Source organism: Flexibacter flexilis DSM 6793, assembly GCF_900112255.1.
Taxonomy (GTDB): domain Bacteria; phylum Bacteroidota; class Bacteroidia; order Cytophagales; family Flexibacteraceae; genus Flexibacter; species Flexibacter flexilis.
This window is the reverse complement of sequence record NZ_FOLE01000006.1, coordinates 262,482-288,546: the sequence shown is the minus strand read 5'-3', so window position 1 is coordinate 288,546 and position 26,065 is coordinate 262,482. Positions and strand designations below refer to the sequence as shown.

The window sequence follows — 26,065 nt, the reverse complement described above, 5'->3', positions numbered from 1 at the left end:
TAAATGTAGGTATTGGTGGTGTAAGATGACCAGTCAAATCGAGCTCCGGTTCCTCCTGGTGTCACGATAACTGGAGAGATAGGGGAACAGGTCGGAGTTAAGAGCGTAGTGAAGTTGACAGTTTTCCATGCCGTCAATACCTGACCTGCCGCACAACGAACTCTTATACGAGCCGTATAACTTGTATTTGGAACAAGATTAATAATACGATACGCAACTGCTGTACCAGTTGGATTCGCTCCATACCAAACAGACGTTGAGGCTGTTTTCCATTGAACTTCTATCGCATTATAAGAACCAGCATCCCAAGTGAGTTTAGTCGCAGTTGCGCCTAATATTGCCGTTAATGCTGGAGCTTCGCAAGTAATAGCATCAACTCTTGTCGTAAATGTACCCTGATTAGCAATAGTAGATCCATTACTATATACAAGTACATAGTAAGTAGCACCAGCAGTAAGGCCATTTAATTCAATAACCTCTTCTCCTGCTGCCGTAGTAGCATTAGCACATTGCAAACTACCCAATGAACCACAAGCAGAACCACCCAATACGCTAACAACAGGATCAAAAGAACCTGTTCCTGTTACTGTAACGCGGTGTGTCATTGCACTTGTAGCAACAAATTTGTACCACACGTCATCGTCAGCAGTACCAGCACAACCAGCACCTGCCGCCGAAGCAGAAGAACCAACCGTTGTGCCAGATATAGCAGCAGCATTCACAGTAAGAGTGGTTGCAGCCGAACAGTTATCATTAACAGGAGCTGGTGCGACTGTTGTGAAGCTATAAACTACTGTTGTGGTAGCAGGGCCATTAGCGTTACGCGGAACAACTCTCCAATAATAAGTCGTGCTGTTGGCAAGCGTTGGTGTAAATGTATTAACCAAGCTATTGTTTACCACCAAAGCACCAGCAGACATACTTGTTACAGCCGTTTGGCTTGTGCTAAAATAGACATCATAACCACTAGGGAAACCAGAGCCAGCAGACCAAGAAAGAACTTGGCTCGTTGCAATATTAATTGCTCCATTAGCAGGAACAAGACTTGTTGCAGCAGAAGGCACAGTACCTGTCGTAGTAAAGCTACGAGTTTCGCAACTTACAGCACCTCCATTAGCATTCTTAGCAGTAACACGCCAGTAATAAGTAGTGTTTTCTGCCAAAGTAGCAGCAGGGATTGTGTAAATAGTTGGAGAGGTAACCACATTAGCATTTACAACATAAGAGGTAAATGAAGCTGAGGTACTTATTTGTATATCATAGCTTGTAGGAGCTATAGTACCTGCAGAAGCAGTCCACGATAACGCGTTACTGTTTGCTGGCACAATGGTAGTAGCACCAGCCGTTGGAGCTGTAAGCGTAGCACAGTTTGGAACTGGGCTATATACACCAATATTGAAACCTGTCGTTGGCGTACCACCATTAGCTGAGTGATAAACACGTACATAATAGGTACCCGCAGCTGTAATTGGTGTTGTTACTTCAGTTCCTCCTGTACTTGTATTATTCACACATTGAGCAGAAACCAGTGCACCACAAGCACCTGTATATACTTGCAACACAGGATTAAACCCAGTACCGCCAGTTACTTGTACCAGTACAGGATTTGTACCTGTTTTGGTGAAAGTGTACCAAACATCATCATCAGCAGTACCTGAGCAACCACTCGAAGATTGAGTTGCATTGGCTGTATTGCCAGAGGCAATAGGAGTCCATGTACTACCAGCCACAGTAAGAGCTACCGCACCCGCACAGTTATCATTAGCCGGCGGCGGAACAACAGCATAAACAGATAAATTAAATACACCTGAACTTGTTGTACCAATATCATAAACACGTACATAGTATGTACCAGCAGGCAAGTTGTTTACACGAAGTGTATCAGTACCACCAGCACCAGCAGAATTAATGTAGCCAATTTGTTTAAATGTACCATTGCCCAATAGAGTATCTAGTTGAATAACTCCATTAAAGTTATAACCACCCAATACGGATACTTTAGTATTGGCAGCAACAGTACTAGTAAACTTAAACCAAACATCATTTGCACTTACAGTACTACTATTCGTTCCTGTATATGTTGGATTAGTAGCCGTAGAGGCAGCTGTACGATATACAGTACAATAATCCACACTTACGCCCGACGATACAGCCACGGTTTTAGCAGTAGTAGGATTGTCATACGAAGGGGCTGCAAGCGTTGCTGTTGGCAGTACAGCCGAAGTATTTGGGGTAAATGAAATACGTGAATTACATTTTGGAACCCATTGCAAACTTGTAGGAGTTGCGCCAAAACTTGTAATGTTAGCACTTGTTTGTGCAATCACATTACCAGAAAGCGAACCGCTCAAACCTGTTGCATAAGCCCAAGAAGTGTTATTTGAACCATCAAAACCTTTCATTGAACCATACACAAACTCTAGTTTACCAGTTGCTTCATATAGTTTTACTTGATAGTTCAAGCTAGTTCCTGCATTGCTAGATCTCTCCATGCCAGACCATTCTACAGTCAATACACGGCTACCAGGAGCACCTGATATTTGATATTTAATAGGCGATGAAGTACTTGCCAAATAGGCTGCATTTCCTGTATTTCCTGCCAAAACCAAATTTGCCCAAAACGGCGCAATACGTTTATTGAAATACGCATCAATATAGCCTAATCCTTCCGTTGAAGAAGTGGGTGAGGTATAATTACTGCCTAATATCAAATCAGGATTAAAAGTCAAGAATCCATTTGTATGAACTCTAAAAGCATTCACTTTCACCCCTTGATATTTAAAATTAAAGCTAGTTAAATCAACAGCACCGCTCCATGCATCATCAGAAACAGTAGAGCCTCCACCATTAGAATTTAGCCAGCCTGAGATAGCAGTACCCGAAGGCAAGATCGAAGTAAAATCGGTACTATCAATCGCTATATCATACTTAAATGGAGCATAAGCATTTACACTCACAGGAGGCATAGCATCGTTAGAAGTATTTGCATCACCATCGATAGTAGTAGAGGCATTAAATACATAAGTACCAGTTACAGACATATCAAAGCTTGTACTAACATTTACATTAAGTGTTGCATTAGAAGCTAATGTTCCTGTACTAATCACAACGGGAGTTAAGTTTACTACTGTTGAGTTAGGCAATGTAACAGCAGCATTAACTGTCAATGGTGTTACTGAAAAATCTAATGTTCCAGAACCAGCATTCAGCACTGTTACAGTTACAGTTTGTCCCGCCGCAGCAGTCAGTCCCAAAGCAGGAGCAGTTATTGTCGTTGCTTTTACATCTGTAGGAAAATCTGAATAAATTTCAAAATCATCTACCCACAACGTAGGAGAACCAGAAGACCACACACTTCTAAAGCGAACCTTAGCAGCTTTACCCACATAACCCGCCGAAACAACCGCAGGAACATCAGCAAAACGAACTGATTTTGTAACGAAACTGCTTGAGGTAACGTGATTACTATTATTGATTGTATAGATTGGAATATAAGTTACACCACAATCAAAAGAGGCCTCAACCACAATCGTATTGCTTCCAATAGACAATGAAGAGCAAGTAAAACCACTTGTCATCGCATACTTAAATCGAACAGCCGAATTTGCAACAAGATTACCCATTTTAGGAGCAATTAGTTGAAAATTGGATCCCGAAGAATATGCTTGTCCAGTAATAGCACTATTAGGCAAGCATGGTGTATTTACAGAAACAGCAACATAGCCTTGAACACCAACAACTCCCCATCCATCAAAATTACCTTCAAAATCTTGTTGGTATGGATATGCCTGTGCTACTTCTACTGTGCGCGTCGTGGCGGCAATCGCATTGTTTGCGCTTGCGCCATCACCAGACATAACAGTTGTAGCATTAAAAGTGTAAGTACCGGCTGCTGTCATATCGTAAGTAGTCGAAACTACTACATCTTGCGTTGCACCAGCTACCAATGTGCCAGAACTAAGTACTACGGGAGCAATTGTAGTAACTGATCCAGACGGATTGGTTACTGCCACCGCCACAGTTACATTGTTAGTAGCAAAGTTAATAACAGAAGTACCTTCGTTTTTAATTTTAACAGTTACTGTTTCAGCAGAAGTATAACAACCTGTAGCTATAGGAGATACTAATGCATTGGCACTCATATCTATTGCAGGTACTTCTACAACAGCAATGTCGTCAACATACAAATAATATTGATCGGCTATTGAATAGGCATTAAATCCTACATAATAAACACCTGTTGATGGTGCTACAAATGTTTGGGCATCAATATTTGGTGTTATATTTACAACATTCGGATAGTCCGCTAATGTCGTTGTCATTCCTGCAACCGAAGCCACAGTACCATACGATACTTTTAGCTTCTCGGGATATGAAGCACTGTAACAACCATATCTGTAGGATACTTTGTACGTTTTTCCCGCTTCTAAATTAAGCCCTTCTGTAAAGAACCATGTATTCGCATCATAATCAATATCATACGAATATTGTAAGGTTTTACTGTTAAAGCCATTACCTGGAGCAGATGCAGTAACCCAATTATTACCACTAGTATTACCAGCATTAAATACAGAAGTACAATTTGGCATTGCAGGAACTGTTGCAGATTCAAAATCTTGTGTGTATGGTAGGTTTAAAGACACACAAGGTGTTGTAAACGGTATTGATGCCACCCAAGTACTTGTACCACTTACACCACAATTGGCACGAACGTATGCCGTATAAGTAGTTGTTGGTAGCAAACCCGTAACTGAAGCAGCAACCACACCTGCCGCTGTAGTACCACTTGCCGCTAATCCTGTAGAGCCACTTCCTGCGGCTCCACTTGTGCGCACTTCCCATTCATATCCACCTGTTGGTGCAGAAGTAGAAGCCGTCCAACTCAATGAAGCTGTGCCGCTTGTAAAAGAAGGAACAATCAAGCTTACTGGCTCTACGCAAGAAGGGGTTGTTTCTACCACAAAATCATCTACGTGAAAATCTATATCAAGAGATGTACTGGATGTCGTAGCCACAAATGCAAAACGTACCAAACCCGAATAGCTGCTTAATGCCACCGTTTCTGTTTGTCCCGTATTGCTATAAGACCCTGCCCCCGTATATGTTTTTAAGATATTGGCGTTAGACCATGTAGTACCACCATCAGTAGAAATTACCAAATCTACTTTATGAGTTCCCAATGTGGATTGAACCGTAGTTCCTGCATAGTTAGTTACTGCAATTTTATATTTCAAGCGATAAGCACCAGGTGTAGCCCCCAAATTTAGGTATTGAGACAATACCCAATCGTTTTTATTGCCGTACAGATTTATTTTAAAACCTTTATTTCCTGCTACATTCGCAAAATCAGATGAAGCCCATGCCGTTGATGTTCCGCTCAATGTAGAAGAGGCTGCTAACGTTCCTTTTGCCGAAGCCCAGCAAGAAGGAGGATAGGTATCAAACGTTTGTACCGCTGTTGGTGCATTTTCTGGGTTACACAATGTCGTAAATGTAGAAGAGGAGGCGACCCACGCACTATAACTGCCTGTACCACAATTGGCACGAACATATACAGTATAAGTAGTTGTGGCAGTAAGTCCTGAGACTGAAGCCGTAACCACACCTGCCGCAGTAGTGCCACTTGCTGCCAAACCTGTAGCTCCACTTCCTCCTGCTCCACTTGTACGTACTTCCCATTCATATCCACCTGTAGGGTTAGAAGGAGAAGCCGTCCAAGACAATGACGCAGAATTATTCGTAAATGATGATACCGTTAACGCTGTTGGCTCTACGCAGCTTGGGGCTGTTTCTACCACAAAATCATCTACGTGAAAATCTATATCAGGAGATGTACTGGATGTCGTAGCCACAAATGCAAAACGTACTAAACCCGAATAGCTGCTTAATGCCACCGTTTCTGTTTGACCTGTGTTGCTATAAGACCCTGCCCCCGTATATGTTTTTAAGATATTGGCATTAGACCATGTAGTTCCACCATCCGTAGAAATCACTAAATCTACTTTATGAGTTCCCAATGTAGATTGGGCTGTAGTACCAGCATAGCTAGTTACTGCAATTTTATATTTCAAGCGATAAACGCCAGGTGTAGCCCCCAAATTTATGTTTTGAGACAATACCCAATCATTTTTAGTATCATACAGATTTATTTTGAAGCCTTTATTTCCTGCTACATTCGCAAAATTACCTGAAGCCCATGCCGTTGATGTTCCGCTCAATGTAGAAGAGGCTGCTAACGTTCCTTTTGCCGAAGCCCAGCAAGAAGGAGGATAGGTATCAAATGTTTGTACCGCTGTTGGTGCATTTTCTGGGTTACACAATGTCGTAAATGTAGAAGAGGAGGCGACCCACGCACTATAACTGCCTGCACCACAATTGGCACGAACATATACAGTATAAGTAGTTGTGGCAGTAAGGCCTGAGGCTGAAGCTGTAACCACACCTGCTGCCGTTGTACCGCTTGCCGCTAATCCTGTAGAGCCACTTCCTCCTGCTCCACTTGTGCGCACTTCCCATTCATATCCACCTGTTGGTGCAGAAGTAGAAGCCGTCCAAGACAATGACGCAGAGTTATTTGTAAATGATGATACCGTTAACGCTGTTGGCTCTATGCAGCTTGGGGCTGTTTCTACCACAAAATCGTCTACGTGAAAATCTATATCAGGAGATGTACTGGATGTCGTAGCCACAAATGCAAAACGTACTAAACCCGAATAGCTGCTTAATGCCACCGTTTCTGTTTGTCCCGTATTGCTATAAGACCCTGCCCCCGTATATGTTTTTAAGATATTGGCGTTAGACCATGTAGTACCACCATCAGTAGAAATTACCAAATCTACTTTATGAGTTCCCAATGTAGATTGGGCTGTAGTACCTAGATAGCTAGTTACTGCAATTTTATATTTCAAGCGATAAACGCCAGGTGTAGCCCCCAAATTTACTTTTTGAGACAATACCCAATCGTTTTTAGTGCCATACAGATTTATTCTGAAGCCTTTATTTCCTGCTACGTTGGCAAAATCACCTGAAACCCATGCCGTTGATGTTCCGCTCAATGTAGAAGAGGCCGCTAACGTTCCTGTGGCTGATGTCCAGCAAGAGGCAGGATAAGTATCAAACGTTTGTAAGACTGTTGGTGCATTTTCTGGGTTGCACAATGTCGTAAATGTAGAAGAGGAGGCCCAGTTGCTATAGATACCGCTGCCACAATAAGAGCGCACCCAAAGTTTATAACTTGTGTTAGCCGCCAAACCCGAAGCTGAAGCCGTTACTACACCAGCCGAAGTCATGCCATGCGTAACATCGTTGCCAGTACCTGCAGAAAGAGTACTTGGCACAATTTCCCATTCATAACCACCCGTAGGGTTAGAAGTAGAAGCTGTCCAAGCCAACGACGCAGAAGAGGTAGTAATCGAAGATACCGCAAGAGATGTTGGTAGATTACAAGAAGGAGTAAACGATGATGAAGCAGTCCAAACACTTGTACCACTGCCTCCGCAATCCGAACTTACATAAAAATAGTGGGCAGAACCAGGAGTCAAACCTGTAAGGTTGGTTGTAAGCACACCCGCAGCCGTCGTACCACTCGACACTAAGCCCGTAACACCACTTCCTGCTGCCCCACTTGTACGTACTTCCCATTTATAGCCGTTAGAAGGTGCAGGAGAAGCCGCAGGCCATGTAGCCGTAGCCGTCGTAACTGCTACCGCAGACATTGCCACGCTCGCAGGAGCAACACAGCTCGGAGGTGTAAATGCATATATTTGACCAGTAGCTGGTTTGGCAGAAATATTGGCCGTTTCTACTGTAGAACTTACCGTAGGAGCTGTACCTGAACCATTAAGCGACAAATAAGTACCTGATCCAGTAGTAGCACCTGCTATACCGATGGAAGCAGTTCCTGAGCTAACAGCTCCAGACTCTTGCTGGTAAATAAACTCTATTTTATTTGTCCCCTCATACAACTTTACTTGAAAAGAAATCGTAGAACCTGTTGCATTATAGTTCCATTGCCAATTCAAATATTCAATAGTAAATACTTGAGAGCCTGCCGTTCCAGTAGTAATATATTTAGCAGACCCAGTACCACTTGCCCCATCCAAATCATCCCATAAAGGAGCTAAAAGAGGGCGGCGACCTGTTGTTGTTGCCAAATTATTAGTACTAGTAGTAGTAGCCGAAGTATTGAATGAAACAAATCCATCAGACGCTGCTATCACATTCGTATAGTTTACACCATTAAACGTAAACGTAAAGCCAATCGGAATAGACGTAGATGTTTTGAAATCACCTAAAAAGTCAGCAGCAGAGGTAGAGGTAGTAACATTTGTACCGCCACTAATCGGCGTAAACGTACCTGCTGAAGCGGCAAAACTATAACCACTTACTTGCCCCCACGTTCGGGTCGGAGACAGTACCACAGAGGCCAGCACCGCCACTACACCGAGCGCGCGCGTAAGCCATTTTTGAGGTTTGTACAGATAATTCATTTGTTAATAAACGGTTAATAATTGAAAAAATAAGGACTTATAAATAGTAGATATACTACCACTATATTCCATACAATTCTAATAATTAAAACATCATAACGCAAGTTTTACCCTCAAACACGCATTTTACTTCGATTAACATACTTATTTTTTCGACTAATTTTTTCGATATATCTAACCTTTATTGATTTTTTGATTTTTTTAATTTATTTTGGATAAAATATCCATATTAAGAATACATACAAAATATTTAAACCAAAAATACAGCCATATACAAAATTTTATTTCGAAAACACAGCTCACAATTTTCTCAAAAAAAATCCGAATTACTCTTATTTTAGATATAAAAAGCACAAGAGTGCCTTTATTTTAACAAATATTCTATATAAAAAATAATATTTAATACTAAAGTAATATTTAATTAAATTTACCTAAAAAAAGCCTGCACCCTCTCGGATGCAGGCTTTTTTTATAAAACAATCGCATTTTTACAGGCCACCCACCACGACTTCGGTCATGTGCGCAGGATCATAATACTGCTGCGCCAAACGCTGCAACTGCTCTGCTGTAGTGTTGCGTATGGCATCAATATACTGGTTATAGTAGTCGTATTTCAGCCCGTCGAAATGTACCGTTTTGAAGCGTTCGGCCAGTGCAAAAGGCGTGTTGATGGAGTTGGCAAAGCTGCCCAACATATAATTACGCACCGTATCCAACTCGTCGGTTGGTACAAGTTCCGTGCGCAAAATTTCCATTTCTTTATAAATTTCCTCAATCGTAGCATCAGCTACGTTTTTGTTCACGTCCGTACCGATTACCATGTAGCCGCTGTTAAACGTCGGCACAACCGACGAATGAATCCCGTAAGTATAGCCTTTTTCTTCTCGGATATTTTTCATCAGGCGAGAACCGAAGTAGCCGCCAAAAATTTCGTTGAGCAATTTTAGTCCCAAATAATCAGGGTGTTTGCGGCTCACCATCGCACGCCCCACGCGCACCGACGCTTGTACGCTACCTTCTTTGGGTAAGAAAAAACGTTGTTTATGTGCCGTTTCCGCAGGTGCGGCCACTAATTTTTGGGCAGGTACGCCAAACGTGATTTGTCCCAAAGTCTGATCTATGGCTTTGAGCAAACTGTCAGGATAATGCCCCGACAACATCACTTCAAAAGGCTGTACAGCAACGGTTTGAGCGTAATAATTACGCAATTGTTCGCTGTTTTGCGCCATGATTACTTCTTCCGAAAGTGCCACGCTCAAAGGGTGATTTGCCCCAAAAATTTCTTTTTTGAACTGCACACCCGCCAAATACGCCGTTTTTTCCAAATTAACGCGGTGCTGTTGCAGGCTAATATTTTTGAGGTTTTCCAGTTCTTCTTCAGGGAACGAGGCTTGCGTAACAATCTCGGCGATAAGCGGCAACAAATTCGGCAAAAACTTCGGCAGCGTATAAACCGATAAAAACGTGCGTTCCGCGCCAGTTTGCACTTCCATAAATGCGCCATATTGCGCGATTTGCTCGGTTATCTGCTTGGAAGTGTGGGCTTTCGTACCTTCGGCCAGCATTTTGGCCATAAAAAACGAAACGCCGTTGGCTGGCTGATTCACCGTGCCGCTATTAAAGAAAATTTCCAAACCTACTACTTCTTGTTTGCCCGCGTTGAGCGTGTAAAGGTTTGCGCCGTTGTGCAGGCGATGGCACTGCGCGTGCGGCATATCAAAATGCGTAATTGGCTCTATGGCAGGAGCTTGGGTTCTATCTAATGGCATATTTTGCTGTGTTAATACGCTTTACATTTGTAGCGCATATCCATAAATAATTACAATTTGTATTTTGGTAAAAACGACCGAAAACTACTTGTTTCGCAACTGCTCCACCTGATTGGGTGTAAGTCCTGTTACTTCTGCAACAAATTCATTATCAAGTCCTTTTTTGATTAAATTTTCGGCAATCATTCGCTTCTGCTGAAATTCTGCATCAGATTTTAGCGACAATATTTCACTGGCCTTATAATGCAAATAATCCAAGTATCGGTTATAGCCATATTGGTCGTCGGCAGGCAGGCGCATAAAATCCAACACCTCTCCTGCTTGCCGCAAACCTTTGGCCTTAAACTCGTCTTTCACTTCGCTATTTTTCAAGAAATAAATCCATTCGTCGAGCGTGTCTTTGGCCACATCGTCAAAATTATTCACCTTAAGCACATAAAATTCGGGGAAAATATCCGCCACATTTTCTTTCTGAAAAGCCGTTTTTTGTCGTTCCGAAAGTCCCAAAGTGTCGTGCCTATGCAGGCCATAAAAATTGGTAACACCTTTGTAAATGTAGTCTTGCCCTTGCCCCAAATCGAAATAAACGATATTGACCGAAATTATTTTCTTAATCTCGGCGTATGGCTGCCCCAAACGCAAATTTTCCGTCAGAATTTTGGACGCGCCATAAGCCATTCTTTGAAAAAAATCTATTTCGTAAGTATTCTGTATTTCTACAATAATGAGTTCATTTTTAGCATTTTGCGTAAGAATATCCACCCGATTAAACTTGTCGTCTTCGGCCTCTTGGTTGCTTTCGCTTTCCAAAATCCGCTCGATGCGAATATCCTCAAAAAGTAACTCACTCAAAAAACCTTCCAGCACACCAAAATTAGCTTTGTTGCGAAGTAGTTTTTTGACTGCCCAATCAAAACGAATTAGTTTTTTTTTCATCTGAAAAGATTATTTATAACACTAATAATCAACGCGTTGCATTTCGCGCTTGATGTCGCGGTCTTTGATGTCTTCGCGTTTGTCGTAGAGTTTTTTACCACGCGCCAAAGCAATTTCCAACTTCGCAAAACCCCTGTCGTTGATGAACATACGCACGGGAATAATCGTAACGCCGTTGTCCTGCGACTTGTCCAACAATTTTTTCAATTCTTTGCCTTTGAGCAAAAGTTTGCGGTCGGTTTTGGGTTGGTGGTTGTTGTATGTGCCTTCCGTGTACGTGGAAATGTGCATATTCACCACAAACAATTCCGTGCCTTTAAACGTACAAAACGCGTCTTGCATTTGTACTTTGGATTGGCGAATCGACTTGATTTCCGTTCCGCGCAGCACCATTCCCGCCACAAAAGTTTCTAAGAAATGATATTCAAACGAAGCACGTTTATTTTTGATATTAACAAATTTTTCGACTTTTTCTTTCTGAGCCATAATATTTTAACTAAAACAAGACGAAGGCCAAACGCCTTTCGCCACCTACAAAATTACGTTGATGTTGCAAAATAACAATTGGTTTGCAACAAGCCCCTACACTATCGTTTTTTAGTCCGTGTGCCGTGCCGCTGCTGCTCCTTAGCGTGCCGTTTGCACATTATTTTTTTAAGTTTTTGGAATAAAAACGTACTTTGGGGAGATTTTTATAAAAGAAATTGCGTTTTGTAACCGAACATTTCCTTCTTAAATCAGTTCCATGATAGAAAATATTTTAATACAACTCAAAGCCTACAAGAAAAAATATTACCAAAATCAGCTACTCAAAGGCGCGTTGCTTGGCGTTGGGCTGCTGGCCGCGGCGTATTTGCTGGTAAACGTATTGGAATATTACGGCAATTTTGGCAAAGGTGTCCGCACTACTTTGTTTTTCTCGTTTTGGGGTGTATTGGCATTTGTATTTGTGCGCTGGATACTGATTCCTGTGGCGCGATTGCTCAACCTCAACAAAGCACTTTCCGACGAGCAAGCCGCCCAGCAAATTGGTCAATTTTTCCCAGAAATAAAAGATAAGCTACTCAATACCTTGCAGTTGAGCCAAATGACCGTAGCCGAAAACTCTTTGTTGCAGGCCAGCATTGCCCAAAAAACGCAAGAACTTTCGGTCGTTCCGTTCACGCAAGCCATCAACTTCGGCGAAAACCGCAAATATTTGCGCTACGCCGTGCCGCCTATCGGAATAATCATACTTATATTACTTTTTGTTCCGCAGCTTTTCACCGAAAGCACTACGCGCATTTGGCGTTATCAGGAAACGTATTTACCCAAAGCTCCTTTCGATTTTGTGTTGCAAAATAGCGACCTAAAAGCCTATCAGGGAGAAGATTACGACATCAAACTACGCATTGCGGGGCAAGCCTTGCCAGCACAAGTCTATTTGCAACTCGACGGCAACCGCAAGCAAAAAATGGAGCTTCAGGCCAACGGCGATTATACATTTACCCTCAAAAATATTCAAAAACCCGTTGGTTTTTCGTTTGAAGCGGCAGGCTTTAACTCCGCCGAATACGATTTAGAACTCATCAGCCGCCCGAACCTGACAGGCTTTAACGCACGCCTCGAATATCCTGCATATTTGCACAAACGCAACGAAAATTTGAGCAATGTCGGCAATTTCACTGTGCCTGCGGGTACGCTTGTGCGTTGGGATTTTGAAGGCATCGCAACCGACAGTTTGTACGTGGTGGCTGGTGGCCAAATGCTGGCCGCCGAACCCGAAAGCGACAATCATTTCAAGGCTTCACGCAAATTTGTACGCTCCACCGACTACGAAATTAAGCTCAAAAACAAGCAGGCCGCCAACAAAGAAAACATCAAATACCGCGTGGACGTAATCCCCGATTTGCACCCACAAATTACGCTGGAGCAGTACCGCGACACGGCATTGTTCAATTTTATGGTGTTGGGCGGCAACATCAGCGACGACTACGGACTCACGCGCCTGCAACTCACTTACAAAGTAACCGACAGCAAAGGCCACCTTCGACAAAAGGAAAAACACGTGCCTATTCGCATCAATTCGGGGCAGGCAAGCCAAAGTTATTTGTACCAATGGAACATTGATAGTTTGCATCTAAAACCAAACGAAAGTCTGGAATATTTCGTAACGGTTTGGGACAACGACGGCGTAAGCGGTGCGAAAAGTTCGCGCTCGCGTAGCTATCAATTCCAAATGCCTTCGGCACAAGATTTTGAAAAAGAAATGGACGCTTCGGCAGAAAAAACCGAAAAAGCCTTAGACGCCAACACCAACAAAGCCAATGAGTTGCGTAAAGAATTGCAAAAAGTAAAAGACCGCCTCAGAGGAAAGAAAACGCTTTCGTGGCAAGACAAAAAAGCCATTGAAGAACTGCTCAAAAAGAAAGAAGATTTGCAAAAACAAATCGAGCAGATGCAAAAGGAAAACGATTTGAACAAAGAAAAACAAGAGCGTTTTGGGCAGCAGTCGCAGGACATCAAAGAAAAATATGAAAACCTGCAAAAGCTCATGAACGAACTTTTGGACGACAAAACCAAAAAGTTATACGAGGAACTCCAAAAACTTTTGGAAGAAAAAACTTCGCCCGAACAACTCCAAAACACGCTTGAAAAAATAGACAAGCAAGAGAAAAATTTGAGTAAAGAGCTTGACCGCGCCTTAGAATTGTTCAAAAAGCTACAATTTGAGCAAAAAATGGAACAAAGCGTGAAGAAGCTCGACGAGTTGGCCGAAAAACAAGAAAAATTGGCCGAAAAAACCGAGCAACAGCAGGACAAAAAAGGCAACGAGGCCGCACAAGAAGAACTCAAAAAAGAGCAAGAGGAGCTTAACAAAATGTTTGAGGAACTAAAAGAAGACCTCAAGGCCTTAGAGGAGTTGAACAAGGGAATGGAAGACCCATCGGAAATGCCCGACACCGAAAACGAACAACAAAACGTTGATAGTGAGCAAGAAAATAGCTCGGAGCAGCTCAACCAAAAGCAAAACAGCAAGGCAGCCAAATCGCAAAAAAATGCGGCAAAGGAAATGAAGAAAATGAGCAAGTCTTTGCAAGCCTCGATGGAAAGCCAAGAGAGCCAAGAAAACGAGGAAAACATGGAAGATTTACGTAACATTCTCGAAAACCTCATTACGCTGTCTTTTGACCAAGAAGATTTGATGAAAGAGTTTAGGCAAGTAAACCAACTCGACCCGCGTTATATCACGCTGTCGCAGCAGCAACTCAAACTCAAAGACGATGCCGTAGTAATCGAAGATAGTCTTAACGCATTGGCTAAGAGAGTGTTCCAAATTCAGTCGTTCGTAACGCGCGAAGTCGGCGAAATGAAAGGCAACATGGAAGAAAGCGTGGAAGCCATTCGCCAACGCAGACAAGGCGTGGCCGCAGGCAAACAGCAGTTGGCCATGACGTCTATGAACAATTTGGCTCTATTGCTCAACGACGTGCTCAAACAAATGCAAGAGCAAATGGCGCAGTCCAAACCGGGCAGCGGCAAAGGCAAAAAGAAAGGCAAGCAAAAAGGCGGCGCAGGCGGCATGAGTGAGTTACAAAAACAACTTAATCAGCGCATTGAAGGCCTCAAGAAAAGCGGAAAAAGTGGCCGCGAGCTTTCGGAAGAGTTGGCCAAATTAGCCTCCGAGCAAGAAGCCTTGCGCAAAGCCTTGCAGGAAATGGAAAAAATGTCTGGTGGTGGAGAAAATGGCGGTGAAGGCGGCGAGAAAGAAGGCGGCCAAAAGGCTGGCAACAAACTCAGCGAGTTGAAAAAAGAGATGGAAAAAACCGAACAAGATTTGGTGAACAAACGCATTACGCAAGAAACCATCAACCGCCAACGCGAAATTTTGACGCGACTTCTGGAGGCCGAAAATGCCATGCGCCAACGCGAACAAGACCCAAAACGCGAATCCAGAACGGGCAAAGAACTCACACGTCAAATTCCGCCATCGTTTGAGCAATATCTCAAGCAAAAGGAAAAGCAAGTGGAGTTACTCAAAACTATTTCGCCAGCGGTTACGCCATTCTACAAACAAGAAACGAACCGTTATTTCCAAGAATTGAAGAATTAGTTATACGACTGAAATAAAAAGGGAGACCATTAGGTTTCCCTTTTTATTTGTCCAAGGTCTTAATATTCCACTTAACACAGCTTTTAGGCCTCATTCTGGGAAATTAAAACGCCTATTTGGGACACTCAAAAACACTTTTGGGAGAGTTAAAAAATGGCTTTCGGGGCACTTGATTAGGTTTGCATCAGCGAATTTAATTTTTGTACCATGAAAAGAATAAACATACTCTTTCTTCTGCTGGTCTTGATTTTCAATCAAACGAAAAGCTTCGGCCAAAACAATGACGGCGCATTAGACCCCACGTTTACGTCTATGGCCAACGAACAAGTAAATGCCATTGCCGAGCTTTCCGACGGCAAATACATTATTATAGGCAAATTTACCCAATACGACGGCATTGCCCGAAATGGCGTGGCGCGGCTCAATGCAGACGGCACACTCGACCAAAATTTCACGGTCGGGACAGGCGCAAACGCCGAAGTAAAATGTGTGTTGGTGCAGCCAGATGGCAAAATCCTAATTGGTGGTTTCTTTACCCAATACAATGGCGTAGCCGTTTCGCGCATGATACGCCTCAACGCAGACGGTACACTCGATGCCACGAACATGCAAACCATGGCCAACGGCGATGTTTATACGATGACGCGCCAAACGGACGGCAAATATTTGGTGGGCGGCAATTTTACTACTTTCAATGGCGTAACCCGCAACCGCATCACACGCCTTAACGCAGACCTTAGTACAGATACCAGCTTCGCTCCTATCGGCGCGGGAGCTTCGATTTATACCATTACGCAGCAAACCGACGGCAAAATATTGATTGGCGGGCTTTTTGAGTTTTTCAATGGCGTGGCGCACAGCAAAATAGCACGCCTCAACGCAGACGGCAGTTTGGACAATACGTTTTTGGCACAACTTCAAACTGGAAGTAGTTACTATATCACGAAAATAGCGTTACAAAGCACTGGCAAAATTATTATTACAGGTTCATTTTATAATGTAAATGGCTCTAATGATAAATTATATATTACACGTTTGCGTGCCTCCGATGGCCTTAATGACGACACCTTTAATAACATTTTTTTAGGCACAGGCTCTAATCACGGAACAAATTCTTTTATCAATAATGCGATTGTTACCAGCGACGACAAAATTATTATTACGGGTCCTTTTACCGTATATAATACGGTGATACGCAATGGACTGGCACGCGTTACCGCCGAAGGGCTTTTGGATGATACATTTTTCCCTGGCAGTTCTTCTCTTGGTTTTATGACGCCAATCGGTCTAAATGCACAAGGAATGGGCTTATCGTACAATTCCACTACCAAAAAACTCATGGTAGTTGGTCAATTCACGTCCTATCACCTTACTACTACGAACGTAAATCGTGTGATTAGGGTAAAAATGAATGACTGCACCAACACAAACATTACCACACAACCCACAAGCCAAGCGGCGTGTTTGGGCGGCTCGGTAACACTAAGCGTAGCCGCAACGGGAAGCAATTTGGCTTATCAATGGAAAAAAGGAACGACCAACATCGGAACGGGCGCAACACTCACACTCAACAACTTAACTGCCGCACAATTCGGGACAGATTATAGCGTGGATATTACGGGCGGTTGCGGAACAGTAACTTCCAACACTTTCGCCATTACCCAAATGCCAGAGACCGTCATCAGTACACAACCAACAAGCCAAGCCGCTTGTTTGGGTGGTTCGGTAACGCTAAGCGCAGTCGCGACGGGAAGCAATTTGGCTTATGAATGGCAAAAAGGAACTTCTAACGTCGGGACAGGTGCAACGCTCACACTCAACAATTTGGTAGCCAATCAATTCGGGACAGACTACCGTGTTATTGTTACGGGTATTTGTGGTTCGGTTACTTCCAACACCTTTGCCGTTACGCAAAATGCAGCGACTGACATCAGCACACAACCCACAAGCCAAGCCGCTTGCTTGGGTGGCTCGGTAACGCTAAGCGTAGCCGCGACAGGTAGCAATTTGGCTTATCAATGGAAAAAAGGAACGACCAACATCGGAACTGGTGCAACACTCACACTCAACAACTTAACTGCCGCACAATTCGGAACGGATTATAGCGTAGTCGTTACGGGTGGTTGCGGTTCTCCAATCACTTCCAACACTTTCGCTGTTACGCAAAATGCCGCGACGGCCATCAGCACACACCCCACAAGTCAAGCCGCTTGTTTGGGTAGCTCGGTAACACTTAGCGTAGCCGCGACAGGTAGCAATCTTTCGTATCAATGGAAAAAAGGCGCGACCAACATCGGTACTGGTGCAACACTCACACTCAATAACTTAACCGCCGCACAATTCGGAACGGATTATAGCGTAGTGGTTACGGGTGGCTGCGGTTCTCCAATCACTTCCAACACTTTCGCTGTTACGCAAAATGCCGCAACGGCCATCAGCACACAGCCCACAAGCCAAGCGGCTTGTTTGGGTGGCTCAGTAACACTAAGCGTAGCCGCGACAGGTAGCAATCTTTCGTATCAATGGAAAAAAGGCGCGACCAACATCGGAACTGGTGCAACGCTCACACTCAACAACTTAACTGCCGCACAATTCGGAACGGATTATAGCGTAGTCGTTACAGGTGGTTGCGGTTCTCCAATCACTTCCAACACTTTCGCTGTTACGCAAAATGCCGCGACGGCCATCAGCACACAACCCACAAGCCAAGCGGCGTGTTTGGGCGGCTCGGTAACGCTAAGCGTAGCCGCAACAGGTAGCAATCTTTCGTATCAATGGAAAAAAGGCGCGACCAACATCGGTACTGGTGCAACACTCACACTCAACAACTTGACTGCCGCACAATTCGGAACGGATTATAGCGTAGTGGTTACGGGTGGCTGCGGTTCTCCAATCACTTCCAACACTTTCGCTGTTACGCAAAATGCCGCGACGGCCATCAGCACACAGCCCACAAGTCAAGCCGCTTGTTTGGGTAGCTCGGTAACACTTAGCGTAGCCGCAACGGGTAGCAATTTGGCTTATCAATGGAAAAAGGGTACAACCAATATCGGCACTGGTGCAACGCTCACACTCAACAATTTAACTGCCGCACAGTTCGGAACGGATTATAGCGTAGTAGTTACGGGTGGCTGCGGAACGGTAACTTCTAATACATTTGCTTTAACTAAAAAAGATACGTTCCAAACCGTGCTAAACATCAACTTGCCAGTAGGCCAAATCTACAACTTTGGTAGCCAAGTACTTTCGCAAGCTGGGATGTACAGCCTTACGCTTCCTGCTTCCAACGGCTGCGACAGTACCGTCATTTTGCACCTGTCGTACATTACGGGTATAGACGACCAACTCGCCACCAATGCCGCGATTTCTGCTTACCCGAACCCAAGCAAAGGCAAAGTATTTTGGAATATTGCAGAAGGCAAAACGGCTCAAATTCAAGTGTTTAATTTACAAAGAAAATTACTTGTAGCACAATCGGTTAGCACCAACAACAACACACTTGATTTATCGGCGTTGGCTTCGGGCGTGTACGTGGCACGTGTACGCGAAGGCAATCGCCAATATAATTTGCGCATCGTGAAAGAATAACACAGCCGCGATGTATTATCCCACCAAAAAGGCCTCTAAGTTTTAGAGGCCTTTTTGGTATAAATTAGATATATCAAATCCCTAACATTGTTTCTACTTGGGCTTTTTTCTCGCTGCCAATCGGCACGCGCTCGCCTGTGCTCAATTCCAAAACGCCATTGCCTGTCTTGGAGTAAGTACGCACGTATTGCAGATTGACGGTGTACGAACGATGCACGCGCAAAAAATTAGGCTTTTGTTCGAGCTTATCAAAATAACTTAAACTCTTGGAAATCAATATTTTTTCTCCCGAAATCATGTTTATCACCGAATAGCTGCGGTCGGCGGTAATCACCACAATTTCATCTATTTTGATAAGGCGTATGCCTTCGCTCATCGGCAAACTGATTTTATCCCACTGCGAAAACATCAGATTTTCCTCCGTGAGTTGCTTGTACAGTTTTCCGTTTTGTTGCTGCGTATCGCCCAAAAATCGTTTTTCGGCTCGCTTCAAAGCTCTGGCCAACTCGTCGGGCTGAAGCGGTTTGAGCAAATAATCAATCGCGCCAACCTCAAAAGCCTTAAGCGAATACTCACTGTAACCCGTCAGGAACACCGTACTGAAATTCACTTCTTCGGGCAAAAAGAACTGGAACAATTCAAAACCAGGGTATTGCGGCATTTCTATATCACTGATTACCAAGTGCGGATGGTGTTGCTTAATGGCAATAACGGCCTCTGGTACGGTGTGGCATTGCGCCACGATGGTATGCTCTGGGTGAAACTCGCGCAACAACCCCGCCACCGCTTTCATTACGTTTGGCTCGTCGTCAATCAGTAATATTTTTAGCATAAGATGTGTATTTGATGTGAATGAATGCTTTTGTTCCTAAAGGTAAACCATTGGCCAGCAAATCAGTATAGCCAAAAGTAATGTTGGTTTGTAGCAGCAAGTTGTAAAGATTTATTCGTTTGGACAAGGCATTGGTAGAAAAAGAAACGTGTCCGCTTTTGCGCTTTTGGGCGGCGGCCTCTCGGCCTATTCCGCTGTCCGTTACCTCAATTTGAAGGCTATTGTCGGCGGTATCCAACACAAAATCTATCAACAAACGCCGCTCTCCCGTCTGGTGCGCCAATCCGTGTTTGATGGCATTTTCTATCAGCGGATGAATGAGTTGTGTGGGAATATTTTTTTGCAAATTCAGTTGGCTGTCCGTCCTGATTTCCCAGCGAATGGAGTTGTCGAGGCGCGAATTTTCAAGTTTAATATAGGTTTCCAGATGCGTAATTTCGTCTTTAATACTAATCCATTTTTTGTCCGAAAAATCTAAAATTTTGCGCGTAAACTTGGCGTATTCGCCCAAAAGCTGCACGGCGGTTCGCTTGTCGCCGTCCATAATCATGCCCTGAATGGATTGGAGAATATTAAAAATAAAATGCGGATTCATCTGCGCACTCACCGCCGTCAGTTGCGACTCTATCAAAGCTAACTCATTGGCTTGCTGTTGTTTTATTCTTTTTATTCTAAAATAAATGAACACCAAACCAACCGCTAACACTGCCACTGCCCACAGCACTATTTTTAAACTTATGGTAAACGGCTTGGCCGACACCGTCCAAGTCAGGCGTTGGGTTTGGGCGGCATAAAACGGCGAACTTAACCGAAATTCGGCCCAATGCGTACCTGCGGTTTGGGCTATTAGTTGCCATTTTCCGCCACTTTTCGCCAAACTTTGCCATTGCGGTTGCTCGTCGGTGCGCACACTAATAGCCTCGATTTGCGCTTCACTCAATGCGATTTGTTCGTATTCAAAATCAATGGCCGCACCTTCGGCAATTGGGCTACTGTCCTGCAAACTCACCAACAAACGCGCCGTAGTGGCGGCAACAGGCTTTCGGCGGCTGATTCTGAACAAACCGCGCGTACCGACCACCCAAATAAATTGCGGAGAAAGTGCCAAGTTTTTTATTTTTAGAGACAAAACATCTTCCACCCCAAAAACGCATTGTTTGGCCGCCGTGTGCGGGTTTAACGCGATTACTTGCTGCTTTTTGTTGATATAAAAAACACCTTCTGCGTCGGCTGCCAATGCCATAATATATTCATTTTCAGAAAATTGCTGAATAAATTTCGGCCAATTATTTTCCAAAACTTCAAACTGAAATAAACCTTTCGTACTGCCTACCCAAAGTTGCGAACCACACACGGCCATACAACGCGCCGTAATGCTTTGGCCGTCAGGCGTGCGCAACTCGTGGCCGTTGCCGCTTCGGTCAAAAACCCAAAGTCCATCGTCATAACCGACGGCATACGCCCATTTTCCCGCCAAAGTTTGGCAACTAATCGCGCGGCCATTGCGCAAAGGCAAGATTTTACGCGTTCCCATCGCCACGCGCAAAGCGGCTTTTTCGGGTTCTTGAGGCGCATCAAAAATATTGGCCCCTACTACACAACTTTCTGTAAACAAAGCCATTAGCCAATCTCCGCCGCGCGTGCGGGTGGCCATTCGCCCCATCAAAGCCAGTTTTTGCAGTTGCAGTGTTTTGGCTTGCCAAATTCCTTCGCTGGTCAGCAACCTGCCGCCCGTCATGGGCTGAATGAAAGCAATTTCGCGTTTGGCGGTTTGTCCAGAACTCCACAACTGCGCGGCGGCGGTGTCCGTGCGATGCAAACGCCCGTCCAAATCGCCCAAAATGAGTTGATTTTTATCTACCAAAATGGAGCAAAAACGCTTGTCGGCAAAACTTTGCGCTATGCTCAAACTTTGCACCTGAAACAATTTTCCGTCCAGCGTCGAGAGCCAACGCGTACCACTTTCGTTGCTTACAATGTCGCTTACGCGCTCGCCTGCAAGCAGTTGCGTTGCGGGGACATTTTCGTTGGGCAAACAAATAGCCCCATCGTTGGTACAAAACCACAGGTTTTGGGCTTCCTGCACGCTATGAAAAACGCGCACGTTCGCCGCTATTTGCCCATACATTTTTCTACCCAAAAGTTCCACTAACGGAGCCGTGTACAAATTGCCTTTGTGCGTGCCAACAGGCTGGCCGCGCCACCACGTAAGCTGCAAATCCGTTTGCGCAAAAGGCGTTTGAACTTGCTTAATTCTTTGGTTTTCAGTAAAAAATAATTTGCCTGTGGCCGTCAGCCCCGCGATTCGTTGCGTTTTATTTTCTGTATCAAAAGTTGTAAAAACCTCGTTGGCGGGCAGTTTGAGCAAAGTGTCGGCGGTTTGGTGCGTGTAAGCAAGTATTGCTTTTTCGTAACAAATAAAAAGCTGGCGGCCTGCCGTGTTCATGTTGATAAGGCGGCCAAAATGCGTGGGAGTTGGCAGCACTTGCAGCGAGTCGGCACGCAACGTAAACACGTTACCCGAAAAGTTTCGACACCAAACCGTTCCGTCGGAGGTCTGGCACAGGCTCGACAAACTTTGCGCGTAGCGGCTGGGAGCTTCCCATTTTCGCACGCTTTGGCCGTCGTAGCGGTACAGCCCTTCGTCTGTGCCAATGTACAAATAGCCGTTGGGTTGGCCTATCATCAAATCATAAATTTCTGATGGAGCAATCCGCAATTTCAGGTTTAAATTTTCGGCAAAAGGCGTTTGCGCTTGACTCAATAATACATTGATTATCAAGAAAAAGCAAATTATAAACGGAATAAAAGTGTGTTTCATTGTGCCTTGAAAATAGCCAAATTCTTTGGGTTTTCAAGGGCAATTTTTAGAAGATTTTTACAAAAAAAATCAGCCCAATTTCAATTTGTTGCAGTGTCAATACAATTGAAATTGGGCTGATAGATTTATCCAAAAAACTTAGGCGATTTGCTCGGCCAAATCTTTTTCTACTTTCAAATTTTCGATAATAAAACGCTGACGTTCAGGCGTATTTTTACCCATAAAATAATTGAGCAACTTCGCAATTTGGGTTTCTTTTTGCAAAATAACAGGCTCCAAACGAATGTCTTCGCCAATGAAACCCGCAAACTCTTCGGGCGAAATTTCTCCCAAACCCTTAAAGCGTGTAATTTCGGGTTTTGGCCCTAATTTCTTAATCGCTTTCTGGCGTTCGGTGTCCGTGTAACAATACTGCGTTTCTTTTTTGTTGCGTACCCGAAACAACGGCGTTTCCAAAATGTACACGTGTCCGTTACGCACCAATTCGGGGAAAAACTGCAAGAAAAACGTAAGCAACAGCAAACGAATGTGCATTCCGTCCACGTCGGCATCGGTTGCGATTACGATACGATTATAACGCAAGCCTTCTATGCCATCTTCGATGTTTAGGGCGTGTTGGAGCAAGTTAAACTCCTCATTTTCATACACAATTTTCTTGGTCAGGCCAAAGCAGTTGAGCGGCTTTCCGCGCAAACTGAACACGGCTTGCAATTGCACATCTCGCGATTTGGTGATAGAACCACTCGCCGAGTCACCTTCTGTAATGAACAAAGTAGTGTTATGACGTGCGTCGTTTTTCTCGTCCGTGCGGTGTACGCGGCAATCGCGCAATTTGCGATTGTGCATATTGGCTTTTTTGGCGCGGTCGTTGGCCAGTTTCTTAATGCCCGCAATTTCTTTGCGTTCGCGTTCGGACTGCAAAATACGTTTGAGTAGCGCGTCGGCAGTAGTTGGGTTTTTATGCAAAAAATCGTCGAGGTATTTTTTCACAAAATCATTTACAAAACTACGCATCGAAGCACCTTCGGGGGCAACATTCAAAGAACCCAATTTTGTTTTGGTTTGCGACTCAAACACAGGCTCTTGCACACGCACACTGATAGCCGCCACGATAGAGGCGCGAATATCTGCCGCATCAAATTCCTTTTTGTAAAATTCGCGTACCGTCTTTACCACAGCTTCCCGAAATGCCGCCAAGTGCGTCCCGCCTTGCGTGGTATATTGGCCGTTCACGAACGAATAATATTCCTCGCCATATTGGTTGGAGTGCGACATCGAAATTTCTATGTCATTGCCTTTCAGGTGAATAAGCGGATAACGTAAACTTTCCTCGTCGGTTTTGTGGCGCAACAAGTCCAACAAACCATTTTGCGAAAAATACTTTTGTCCGTTATAGTTGATAGTCAGGCCAGCGTTCAAGAAAGCATAATTCCAAAGCTGTTCTTGTAAATATTCGGGTCTGAAATGATAATTCTTAAAAATTGTGTTATCGGGTTCAAAAGCAATAAAAGTACCGTTGCGCTCTTTGCTGGGTTGCTCGGCGGCATCGTTGTTTAGTATTCCTTTTTCAAATTCCGCGATTTTGGTTACGCCTTCGCGCACGGATTGCACCTTAAAATAATTGGACAAAGCGTTTACGGCTTTCGTACCTACGCCATTTAGCCCAACCGATTTTTGAAATGCTCCCGAATCGTACTTGCCGCCCGTATTGATTTTGGACACGCAATCCACGACTTTGCCCAACGGAATACCTCGTCCGTAATCGCGCACTTCCACCCGATGTTCCGTAATTTTTATATCGATAGTTTTGCCATAGCCCATCACGTGTTCGTCTATGCTATTGTCAATTATCTCTTTGACAAGCACATAGATACCATCGTCGTAGGCCGAACCGTCGCCGAGCTTGCCGATATACATACCCGGACGAAGGCGTATGTGTTCGCGCCAGTCAAGCGATTTGATACTGTCTTCGCTATAATTTACGTTGTTTGTTTCTGCCATTCTTTTTCTTACTAATCAAAAAAACGTCCGCAATTTAATGATACCTCTTCGAAAATACAGTGTTTAATTTTAAAATAAGCAATTGCCACCCAACGAATCTACAACCATTTCGCTATAAAACCGCAAAGGTATATTTTTTATAAAAAACTAAATATCAACCTTTTAAATATCAAAATACACCCTATAATTCGCTGATTATTAGCGTAAATTTTTTGCTATGGGTTCTTGTGCTTAAATTTGACGGCTCTAAACATAGCAACACAAAGCCGCTGGCGGTTTGGGAGGATTGTTAAAAAGATGTATATTTAACCCAAATAAATCTGTAAATTACAGTAAATCAGTTCGTTTACACAACTAAAAGCGCAATGATATTTTATTCTTCGTTATCAAAAAATATTCCTGATGCCAATGCTTGCCCCAAACGGCCAGTGATACTTTCCATAACGTTTCTGATTGCACTTGTATTGGCTTTGGTTGTGCCTTCGGGCGTGGTAATGGCGCAAAAAAAATCTAAACGTTCTATCAGTTACCGCGACAAGACTGTTTATACCAAAGTTCCCAAAAGCTCGCTAAAGGAAAAAAAACGTAAGAATAAAAAGTTTACGCGTTCGCAACTGCAATACAAAACATTGCAGGCCAAAAAGCAACGCGCCATGGAAAAGCGCGATAATAAGCGCAATACACGTTCTCAGTTGCAGTACCGCACTTTGCGTCCTGAAGACCAACGGGCCATGGAAAAACGCGACAATAAACGCGATACACGTTCGCAATTGCAATACAAAACACTACCGCCCAACAAACAGCGCGAAATGGAAAAACGCGACAACAAAAAATGGGCTAATTCAGAACTTCAGTACAGAACCATGCACCCCGAAGACCAACGCGCCATGGAAAAGCGTGATAACAAAAAATGGGCTAATTCGGAGCTACAATACCGCACCATGCACCCGCGCGACCAACGGCGCATGGAAAAACGCGACAACAAGCTTTGGACGCAATCGCAATTACAATATCACACCATGTTGCCGGAAGACCAACGCGCCATGGAAAAACGTGATAATAAAAAGTTTGCCAATTCTGAACTTCAATACAGAACCATGCACCCGCGCGACCAACGACGCATGGAAAAACGCGATAATAAGCTAATGGCCGATTATGACGCGGGCTATCTGAACAGCAAAGCCGAACGCCGCGCCCGCCGCAGGAGTTTCTTTTTTCCTGAAGAATATCGCGCCAATACGCCAATGGAAAAGCACCGTAAAGCACGTCATACTTCTCGCCGCATTGCCGACTGGGAAGGAGACATAGCCATACGCAAAAGCGGCAAAAATATGCACCCAAGTTCAGTGTATTTGGGGCGTGCTTACTCCAAATCATTAGAAGGCAAAGAGCGTTACAGAAAAAGAATGTTACGTAAAACCCGCCGCAACAAAAAAGAATATCTCCCACCTTATTTGCGCGAAAAAGAACACCGTCCGCGCTACGACAAAGAAGCCGAAAAAGGGATTTGGGAAAATGGTATTTGGGAATAAACAA

Annotated in this window: 10 protein-coding genes; 3 read left to right on the top strand and 7 right to left on the bottom strand. The window is 44.0% G+C overall.

The window, feature by feature from the left end; translation table 11 throughout:
* From BM090_RS11605 to smpB, 4 genes are all read right to left on the bottom strand, one after another.
* Positions 1 to 8,489, bottom strand: an 8,489-nt coding sequence (locus tag BM090_RS11605) for a fibronectin type III domain-containing protein (RefSeq protein ID WP_143083953.1), incomplete at its 3' end; no start/stop codon positions are given.
* A gap of 488 nt (positions 8,490 to 8,977) precedes the next feature.
* Positions 8,978 to 10,258: a M16 family metallopeptidase gene (locus BM090_RS11600; RefSeq protein WP_091512832.1), complete on the bottom strand. Its 1,281-nt coding sequence runs from the start codon at positions 10,256 to 10,258 to the stop codon at positions 8,978 to 8,980.
* Positions 10,259 to 10,342: 84 nt separating this feature from the next.
* Positions 10,343 to 11,194 carry an Rpn family recombination-promoting nuclease/putative transposase gene (locus tag BM090_RS11595; RefSeq protein WP_091512829.1) on the bottom strand — a complete coding sequence of 284 codons (852 nt, stop codon included), beginning with the start codon at positions 11,192 to 11,194 and terminating at the stop codon, positions 10,343 to 10,345.
* 21 nt (positions 11,195 to 11,215) lie between these two features.
* Complete coding sequence (gene smpB / locus BM090_RS11590; protein ID WP_091512825.1) at positions 11,216 to 11,680, bottom strand: SsrA-binding protein SmpB; 465 nt, start codon at positions 11,678 to 11,680, stop codon at positions 11,216 to 11,218.
* 259 nt (positions 11,681 to 11,939) lie between these two features.
* Here smpB and BM090_RS11585 point away from each other — a divergent pair, with 259 nt between their 5' ends.
* Both BM090_RS11585 and BM090_RS11580 read left to right on the top strand, forming a co-directional pair.
* Positions 11,940 to 15,287, top strand: a complete 3,348-nt coding sequence (locus BM090_RS11585; protein ID WP_091512822.1) for a DUF4175 family protein — start codon at positions 11,940 to 11,942, stop codon at positions 15,285 to 15,287.
* A gap of 207 nt (positions 15,288 to 15,494) precedes the next feature.
* A complete protein-coding gene (locus BM090_RS11580) occupies positions 15,495 to 18,875 on the top strand; it encodes a T9SS type A sorting domain-containing protein (protein WP_091512818.1) in 3,381 nt (1,126 codons plus the stop codon).
* Positions 18,876 to 18,948: 73 nt separating this feature from the next.
* Here the strand turns inward: BM090_RS11580 and BM090_RS11575 are convergent, their stop codons facing one another.
* From BM090_RS11575 to BM090_RS11565, 3 genes are all read right to left on the bottom strand, one after another.
* Entirely contained in the window at positions 18,949 to 19,707 is a 759-nt protein-coding gene (locus BM090_RS11575; RefSeq protein ID WP_091512814.1) for a LytR/AlgR family response regulator transcription factor, read from the bottom strand.
* Entirely contained in the window at positions 19,685 to 22,528 is a 2,844-nt protein-coding gene (locus BM090_RS11570) for a sensor histidine kinase (protein WP_091512811.1), read from the bottom strand. The genes BM090_RS11575 and BM090_RS11570 overlap by 23 nt, the downstream gene beginning before the upstream one ends.
* Positions 22,529 to 22,666: 138 nt before the next feature.
* Positions 22,667 to 24,529: a DNA topoisomerase IV subunit B gene (locus tag BM090_RS11565; protein WP_091512807.1), complete on the bottom strand. Its 1,863-nt coding sequence runs from the start codon at positions 24,527 to 24,529 to the stop codon at positions 22,667 to 22,669.
* A gap of 365 nt (positions 24,530 to 24,894) precedes the next feature.
* Here BM090_RS11565 and BM090_RS11560 point away from each other — a divergent pair, with 365 nt between their 5' ends.
* Positions 24,895 to 26,061: a hypothetical protein gene (locus BM090_RS11560; protein WP_091512804.1), complete on the top strand. Its 1,167-nt coding sequence runs from the start codon at positions 24,895 to 24,897 to the stop codon at positions 26,059 to 26,061.
* The last annotated feature ends 4 nt before the right edge of the window (positions 26,062 to 26,065 follow it).

Excerpts from the sequence above, each read along its gene's own strand:
- BM090_RS11595 (WP_091512829.1), bottom strand. The coding sequence starts at position 11,194 with ATGAAAAAAAAACTAATTCGTTTTGATTGGGCAGTCAAAAAACTACTT.
- BM090_RS11600 (WP_091512832.1), bottom strand. The coding sequence starts at position 10,258 with ATGCCATTAGATAGAACCCAAGCTCCTGCCATAGAGCCAATTACGCAT.
- BM090_RS11565 (WP_091512807.1), bottom strand. The coding sequence starts at position 24,529 with ATGGCAGAAACAAACAACGTAAATTATAGCGAAGACAGTATCAAATCG.
- smpB (WP_091512825.1), bottom strand. The coding sequence starts at position 11,680 with ATGGCTCAGAAAGAAAAAGTCGAAAAATTTGTTAATATCAAAAATAAA.
- BM090_RS11580 (WP_091512818.1), top strand. The coding sequence starts at position 15,495 with ATGAAAAGAATAAACATACTCTTTCTTCTGCTGGTCTTGATTTTCAAT.
- BM090_RS11585 (WP_091512822.1), top strand. The coding sequence starts at position 11,940 with ATGATAGAAAATATTTTAATACAACTCAAAGCCTACAAGAAAAAATAT.
- BM090_RS11560 (WP_091512804.1), top strand. The coding sequence starts at position 24,895 with ATGATATTTTATTCTTCGTTATCAAAAAATATTCCTGATGCCAATGCT.
- BM090_RS11575 (WP_091512814.1), bottom strand. The coding sequence starts at position 19,707 with ATGCTAAAAATATTACTGATTGACGACGAGCCAAACGTAATGAAAGCG.
- BM090_RS11570 (WP_091512811.1), bottom strand. The coding sequence starts at position 22,528 with ATGAAACACACTTTTATTCCGTTTATAATTTGCTTTTTCTTGATAATC.